A 6,930-nucleotide genomic window follows, 5' to 3' on the forward strand; every position below is an offset into this window, starting at 1 on the left:
CAGCACCCCGCGAGCATTCGCGGGGCGTACCCTTCGGGTGCCTGAGCGCGCCCGCCTCCCGACTCCCACTCCAGGCGCAGTGCCATGAGCCTCGCTTCTACTGCCCAAGCCGCTTTCGTCCTGCACAGCCGTCCCTACAAGGAAACCAGCGCGCTGGTGGATTTCTTCACCCCGCAAGGACGACTGCGCGCCGTTCTTCGCGGTGCGCGGGGTAAGGCTGGTGCGCTGGCGCGGCCGTTCGTGCCGCTGGAAGGCGAATTCCGCGGGCGCAGCGACCTGAAGAATGTCGTGCGCCTGGAACCCAATGGCATTCCCAACCTGCTCAGTGGCGAAGCGCTGTTCAGCGGCCTCTACCTGAACGAGCTGATGGTCCGCCTGCTGCCCGTGGAAGATCCGCATCCCGCGCTGTTCGAACATTACCGTGCGACCCTGCCACTGCTGGCTGCCGGCAGTCCGCTGGAGCCGCTGCTGCGCTCTTTCGAATGGCGGCTGCTGGACGACCTGGGCTATGGTTTTTCCCTGGACACCGATATCGTCGGCCAGGCTGTGGCGCCCGACGGACTCTACCGCCTGCTGCCTGACTCTGGACTGGAACCGGTCGGCAGCCTGCAGCCGGGGCTGTTCCATGGCGTCGACCTGCTGGCCATGGCAGAAGCCGACTGGAACGCCCCTGGCGCCCTGGCAGCGGCCAAGCGCCTGATGCGCCAGGCCCTGGCACCCCATCTTGGCGGCCGACCGCTGGTCAGCCGCGAGCTCTTCATGAATCGCAAGGACAACTCCCGTGACTGAAGCCAACCGTATCCTGCTCGGCGTGAACATCGACCACGTCGCCACCCTGCGCCAGGCCCGCGGCACCCGTTATCCCGACCCGGTGAAAGCTGCTCTGGACGCCGAGGAAGCCGGCGCCGACGGCATCACCGTGCACCTGCGCGAAGATCGCCGGCACATCCAGGACCGCGACGTGCGCGTGCTGGCCGAAGTCCTGCAGACCCGCATGAACTTCGAGATGGGCGTCACCGAGGAGATGATGAAGTTCGCCGAGATCATCCGCCCTGCCCATGTCTGCCTGGTCCCGGAGACCCGCCAGGAGCTGACCACCGAGGGTGGCCTGGACGTCGCCGGCCAGGAAGCGCGCATCCGCGAAGCGGTGCAGCGCCTGGCGGCCGCTGGCTGCGAGGTGTCGCTGTTCATCGACCCGGACCAGCGCCAGATCGAGGCTTCGGCTCGGGTTGGCGCCCCGGCCGTCGAGCTGCACACCGGTCGTTACGCCGACGCCCACAACCCCGCCGAAGGCGCCCATGAGCTGGCACGCATCCGCGATGGCGTGGAGTTCGGCCTGTCCCACGGCCTGATCGTCAACGCCGGTCACGGCCTGCATTACCACAATGCCGAGCCGGTAGCAGCCATCGCCGGGATCAACGAGCTGAACATCGGCCACGCCATCGTTGCCCATGCGCTGTTCGTGGGCTTCAAGCAGGCAGTTGCCGAGATGAAGGCGCTGATCGTGGCGGCGGCGAATCGCTGACTGGGGGAAGAGCTTCATCGGGTAATTCGAGCCAGAGAATTTCCCTCTCCCTAACCCTCTCCCTGAAGGGAGAGGGGACTGTCCGGTGCGGACGGGTAGCCTTGTGCTAGCTGGCTGGCTCCGTCCTGACCGGGAGCGCCGAGTGGCTCCCTCGCCCTTCGGGGCGGGGCGCGCAGCCAGGGCGTGGGGAGAGGGCAGGCAGCTGCACAGAGCTTGATGTAAGCGAGCTATGCCTCTATCGCATTACAGGCAAATCAGGGCTTGCGCGCCACCAGCGTGGCGCGCAGCGGCGCCGGCAGGCCTTCGAGGGTGCGGCTGTGGTCGTCCGGATCGAGGAAGTCCGGCAGCGACTGATAGCGCATCCACTCGGTGGCGCGCTGTTCCTCTACCGAGGTGCGGCTCACGTCGACGCTGCGCACGTCGGTGAAGCCTGCACGGCGCAGCCACAGCTCCAGCGCCGGCACCGACGGCAGGAACCACACGTTGCGCATCTGCGCGTAGCGATCTTCGGGCACCAGCACGCTGTTCACGTCGCCTTCCACCACCAGGGTTTCCAGCACCAGTTCGCCGCCACGGCGCAGGCAATCCTTGAGCGCCAGCAGGTGGTCGATGGGCGAGCGGCGGTGGTAGAGCACGCCCATGGAGAACACCGTGTCGAAGCCTTCCAGCTTCTCGGGCAGGTCTTCCAGGGCGAAAGGCAGGTGCCAGGCCGGCAGATCCGGCAGGTAGCGCTTCATGGCGAGGAACTGGCAGAAGAACAGCCAGTTCGGGTCCACGCCAACCACGCTGCGTGCGCCAGCGCCGAGCATGCGCCACTGGTAGTAGCCATTGCCGCAGCCAACATCGAGGATGCGTTTTCCTGCCAGATCGATGTGCGGCGACACGCGCTCCCACTTCCAGTCCGAGCGCCATTCGGTGTCGATGTGCACGCCGAACAGGTTGAACGGCCCCTTGCGCCACGGGATCAGCCCTTGCAGGGCGAGCTTGAGCTGCGCGCGGGTGTCCTCGTCGCAGTCGCCTTCGAGGTTGAAGCGCTCGCGCAGCTCGACGGCGGCGGCCTGCAGCTCGGGCAGGCGATCCACCGCGGCCAGCCAGCGTTCGAGATCGCCATGGCCATCGTCGACCTTGCCGGCCAGTTGTGCGGGCAGCGAGCCGGCCCAGGATTCCAGTGGCGTGCCGGCCAGTTCAAGGCGCAGGCGGTCGAGGTCGAAGCGTTCGATCATGGCAGGGCAATCAGGGAAGCGAAGTTGAGGCACTGGAACCAGGGCACGACCTTGGAGAAGCCGGCGGCCAGCAGGCGCTCGCGGTGGGTCTCCAGGGTGTCGGGGCGCATGACGTTCTCGATGGCGGTGCGCTTCTGGGCGATTTCCAGTTCGCTGTAGCCATTGGCGCGCTTGAAGTCGATGTGCAGGTCGGTGAGCAGCTCGTGCTCCTGCTCGTCGGCGAAGCGCAGTTTTTCCGAGAGGATCAGCGCACCGCCGGGCAGCAGGGCGCTGCGCAGGCGGCTGAGCAGTTCCAGGCGTTGTTCGGGGGCGATGAACTGCAGGGTGAAGTTCAGTGCGATCAGCGAGCAGGGCTTGAGGTCCAGCCTGAGGATGTCCGCCTCGATCAGTTCGACCGGCAGCAGTTCCTGGTGCATGGCGTCCTGGGCGCGCAGGTATTCGCCGCAGCGTTCGATCATCGGCGCGGAATTGTCGACGCCGATGACACGGCAGCCTTCGGTCTTCACGTGGCGGCGCAGCGCCTGGGTCACCGCGCCGAGCGAGCAGCCAAGGTCGTAGAGCACGCTGTTCGGCGCGGCGAAGCGCGCGCCGAGCACACCTATGTTCTCGACGATGGTGGGGTAGCCCGGCACCGATCGCTTGATCATGTCCGGGAAGACGCGCACCACGTCCTCGTTGAAGGTGAAGTCGGGAACCTGGGTTTGCGGCTGGGCGAAGATGCGGTCGGATTCGCTCACGCTGGATGGGGCCTCGTTACGCTGAACAGGCGACCAGGCGCGGCGCGCCCGGTTTGCCGGGGCGCGCATTGTAGCCGAGGCGCCGGGTGCGCCCAAGCTTCAGCCGATAAGGGTCACTTGAGCTGGTCGGAGAAGTATTCGCCGGCGCCCTGCAGCGGGCCGAGGGGATTCTTCTTGTCTTCCATGCGGCGGATGTTCGGCTCGCCGTTGCTGGTCTTGTGCACCACCACGTCGTCGATCAGCACGAACACCGGGCGGAACGACCAGCCCTGCACCTGGCGGCGTTTGCGGAAGTTGAAGATGTCGGCCCAGAAGCTGCCCACACGCTGGCTGTCAGTCTTGTTGAAGTCGAAGGCGTAGCCGACGCAGCGATCCTTGGCCTGCAGGCAGGTCACCAGGCCGTCTGGCAGGTAGTCGATGGGGATGTTGGGCTGTACGAAGAGCAGGCGCACGTCGATGAACGAAAGCATCTTGGCGTTGCCCTGGGACAGCGGATCGAAGCCCAGCGCGTAGAGCTGCGACTTGGTGGTCTTGCCAGGATCGACCTGGTTGTAGCGGCTCTGTGCATCCTGGTAATCCAGGAATGGTGACTGCACTTCCGCGCGTTCGCTGGGCAACAGGCTGCCACAGGCCGAGAGTGTCAGGCAGGCTCCCAGCAACAACATCGAGCGAACTACTGCACGCATGGAGCTCCCCTTTTCCCAGTCTCTTATTGATTGATCTATAGCCGATGACAGAGGGCTCTGCCGGACTTTTCTCACGCCTTCGCAGGACTAGTCAACGGCGATGCCGTAACCCTGCATCAGGGGTTTCCACTGGTCGTTGCGGCGCAGTTCGCGCAGGCCCTCGTCGAGGTCGGTCAGGCGCTCCTGCACGCCTTCCAGACGCGGGTTGAGCGCAACGTACATGGGACGTTTATCGGCGAGCTCGCCGGCCGCTTGAATGCGCTCCAGGAGGCCGTGGCGCTGCAGGTAGTGCTCGACGATCTGGCTGTCTTCCAGCAGCACCGTGATACGCCCGAGCAGCAGCTTCTGGATGTTGCGTTCGAGCACCTTCTCGCCACTGAGCACCTGCACCTGCTCGTGGTTGGCGAGATGTTCGTCACGCCAGTCGTCCAGTTCCTTGCCGTAGGAATAGCCTTGCGCCAATCCGATGGACTGGCTGCTCAGCGAGGTGGGACCCTGCCAGGTCCAGGGGTTGTCGTTGCGCACGTAGAAACGCATGGTCACCCAGCCGATGGGTTCCTCGCCGATCAGCAGGTCCGCGGACTCTTCGCTGTAGGCGCCGACCACGCCGTCCACCAGGCCCTCGCGGGCCATCTGCAGGGCGCGAGGCCAGGGCAGGGGCTCGAAGCGCGGCGGTTGCGGCAGCAACTGGTCGAGGGCCTCGAGCAGATAACCGGGTTTGTCCGGATCGCCCGGGCAGAGATAGGGGCACCAGTCGTCGCCGGCCAGGCGCAGGGGTTCGGCGCTGGCCAGCGCCGAACAGAGGAGCAGCAGCGGTGAAGCGATTCGCAGCATGTCAGGCCCGGGAAGTGGAGTGTCCTTCCGAGTATGGCAGAGCGATATGACGGGAAGTGACGGACGCGGCAATACCGAACTGGCCGAGCCAGTAGGTGAGCATGATGGCGTAGGAGGAGCCGTCGAAAGCGGCGACGAAGCGGCTGATGCCGATCATCGAATCGGAGCTGACGAACAGCAGCGCGCCCAGGGCGGCGAACACCCGGCTGGCATGGGCGATGGAGGGCACGCCAAGGCGGGCAATGGCGCGCCAGAGCATGGCGCTGATGGTCAGGCTATACAGCGCAATCGGCAGCAGCAGTGGGCCCAGGCCGCGGCTGTAGAGCAGGGCGAACAGGCCGCCACCCACGCCGCCTGCGACCAGCAGACCGAGCGGGGCGAAGCGGCGGGTATCGCCCAGGTAGGCGACCAGGTACGCCAGGTGTGCCAGCAGGAAGGCGGCGAGGCCGGGCACGAAGGCGTTGATCGGCCATTCCAGCAGGATGTCGCCGAGCATCGACAGCACCAGGCCGATGGCGACCCAGCGGCGATAGCCGTCGGCGGGCGTGGCGAGAATCCACAACAGCATGGCCAGCACCGGCAGCGGCTTGCACAGCATGCGCAGGGTGGGCAGGTCGAAGGTGACGGCGAACAGGTAGGCGGCACCGCCGATCAGTGCCAAGAGTGCCCAGCGCATGGGGTTCCCTCCCGAGGAAATGAACGCCCACTGTGCCGCAGCGAGGTGCCCTGCCCACAGGCCGAAGGCGCCAGGGCGAGCGGCTTATGGCGCCTTGCTGGTCCCGGGTTACTTGACGGTGATCGGGCAGACGAAGGTCTGCGCCGGGGCTACTTCGGCTTCCCAGGGGCGGCGGTAGGCCAGTTCCAGTTTGTCCTCGCCGGCGGCGGTCACGCGGAAGCGCCAGGTGGATTCGCCGGCGCTGCCGACCAGGCCGGCGTCTTCCGGATTGCTGTAGACCTCCGGGCCGAGGGCGCGCAGCAGGCCGTTGGCGGCGTTGCGCAGTTCCCAACGGAAACCGGTGGTGGGGTTGCTCGGCAGGATCAGCACCAGCTCCTGGCCGGTGTGAAGCTTCAGCGGCTTGCAGTCGCTGGCGTCTTCCAGGGTGACCACGGGCTTGGTCTGCCCGGCGCAGCCGGCGAGCAGGGCCAGGGAGAGGGGCAGCAACGGGCGGTACGACGGCATGACGGCTCCTGGGAGGGGACAGGTTGGGCCGCAGGATAACGCAATCGGCGTAGGAGCGGTCGCACAGCCGCGATGCTTTTGGCTTGGGCGTTCTAGCGTCGCTTCGGCGTACGCCCGTGCATCTTGTTTCGCCCCCTCGGGCGAGTCACTTCTTCCAAACGTCGGAAGGCCGCCCCCAAAGAAGTAACCAAGAAGGCTTGCCCCGGACATCCGGTTTTTCGCTTAGGCGAAAAATTCCCTCGTTGAAGCGGAGTTTCAGGGGCACGCCGCGAAGGGCCATCCCTGGCCCATCACGGCTCTCGCGGCATCCATGCCGCTCAACCCCTGAAACTCCGCTTCAACGAGGCCTCCTGAACGGGGCAGTCGGAGTGCACTGGTGTTTCTCTGGAAACATTTCTGAGCCAAAGCCAAAGCCAAAGCCAAAGCCAAAGCCAGAGCCAGAGCCAGAGCCAGAGCTGCGGATTGGGATATTCGGCTCTTCGTAGTAGCGAGCTTGCTCGCGAACAGGCTGTAGGGCGCATAACGCGTCAGCGTTATCCGCCGTTGTGGCATCGGCGGATAACCCGTTCCGGGTTATCCGCCCTACGGAAACCTTGGCCCTCGCATTTTGCTTTTGAGGTCTTCCAGGGAAATACCCGCACGCTCCGGACTGCCCCTTTCAGGAGGCCGAAGGTGATCGGAGTTTCAGGGGTTGAGCGACATGGATGTCGCGAGAGCGTTGTCGGGCCAGGGATGGCCCGTCAAC

General features: G+C 65.7%; 8 protein-coding genes. 2 read left to right on the forward strand and 6 right to left on the reverse strand.

Annotation, left to right across the window (positions count from 1 at the left end; genetic code table 11):
* Positions 1-84 precede the first annotated feature (84 nt).
* Positions 85-789 carry a DNA repair protein RecO gene (recO, locus tag J2T47_RS28320; protein WP_253453972.1) on the forward strand — a complete coding sequence of 235 codons (705 nt, stop codon included), beginning with the start codon at positions 85-87 and terminating at the stop codon, positions 787-789.
* Positions 782-1,525 carry a pyridoxine 5'-phosphate synthase gene (gene pdxJ / locus J2T47_RS28325; RefSeq protein ID WP_138212457.1) on the forward strand — a complete coding sequence of 248 codons (744 nt, stop codon included), beginning with the start codon at positions 782-784 and terminating at the stop codon, positions 1,523-1,525. The genes recO and pdxJ overlap by 8 nt, the downstream gene beginning before the upstream one ends.
* A 254-nt stretch (positions 1,526-1,779) precedes the next feature.
* On the opposite strand, the gene cmoB is transcribed toward pdxJ, so the two are convergent.
* The 6 genes from cmoB to J2T47_RS28355 all read right to left on the reverse strand — a co-directional run bounded on the left by cmoB (position 1,780) and on the right by J2T47_RS28355 (position 6,185).
* A complete protein-coding gene (gene cmoB / locus J2T47_RS28330; RefSeq protein WP_253453974.1) occupies positions 1,780-2,748 on the reverse strand; it encodes a tRNA 5-methoxyuridine(34)/uridine 5-oxyacetic acid(34) synthase CmoB in 969 nt (322 codons plus the stop codon).
* Positions 2,745-3,485, reverse strand: coding sequence for a carboxy-S-adenosyl-L-methionine synthase CmoA (gene cmoA, locus J2T47_RS28335; protein WP_253453977.1), 741 nt, complete (start codon positions 3,483-3,485; stop codon positions 2,745-2,747). The genes cmoB and cmoA overlap by 4 nt, the downstream gene beginning before the upstream one ends.
* Positions 3,486-3,598: 113 nt before the next feature.
* Complete coding sequence (locus J2T47_RS28340; protein WP_081517641.1) at positions 3,599-4,171, reverse strand: hypothetical protein; 573 nt, start codon at positions 4,169-4,171, stop codon at positions 3,599-3,601.
* 87 nt (positions 4,172-4,258) lie between these two features.
* On the reverse strand, positions 4,259-5,005 hold the full coding sequence (locus J2T47_RS28345) for a substrate-binding periplasmic protein (RefSeq protein ID WP_253453979.1): 747 nt from the start codon (positions 5,003-5,005) through the stop codon (positions 4,259-4,261).
* Position 5,006: 1 nt separating this feature from the next.
* The gene (locus J2T47_RS28350; protein ID WP_253453981.1) at positions 5,007-5,681 is read right to left on the reverse strand and encodes a lysoplasmalogenase; all 675 of its coding nucleotides are present in this window, start codon (positions 5,679-5,681) and stop codon (positions 5,007-5,009) included.
* Positions 5,682-5,789: 108 nt separating this feature from the next.
* Positions 5,790-6,185: a protease inhibitor I42 family protein gene (locus J2T47_RS28355; RefSeq protein ID WP_253453984.1), complete on the reverse strand. Its 396-nt coding sequence runs from the start codon at positions 6,183-6,185 to the stop codon at positions 5,790-5,792.
* Positions 6,186-6,930 lie beyond the last annotated feature (745 nt).

This window comes from Pseudomonas nitroreducens (assembly GCF_024170165.1).
Lineage (GTDB): Bacteria > Pseudomonadota > Gammaproteobacteria > Pseudomonadales > Pseudomonadaceae > Pseudomonas > Pseudomonas nitroreducens_C.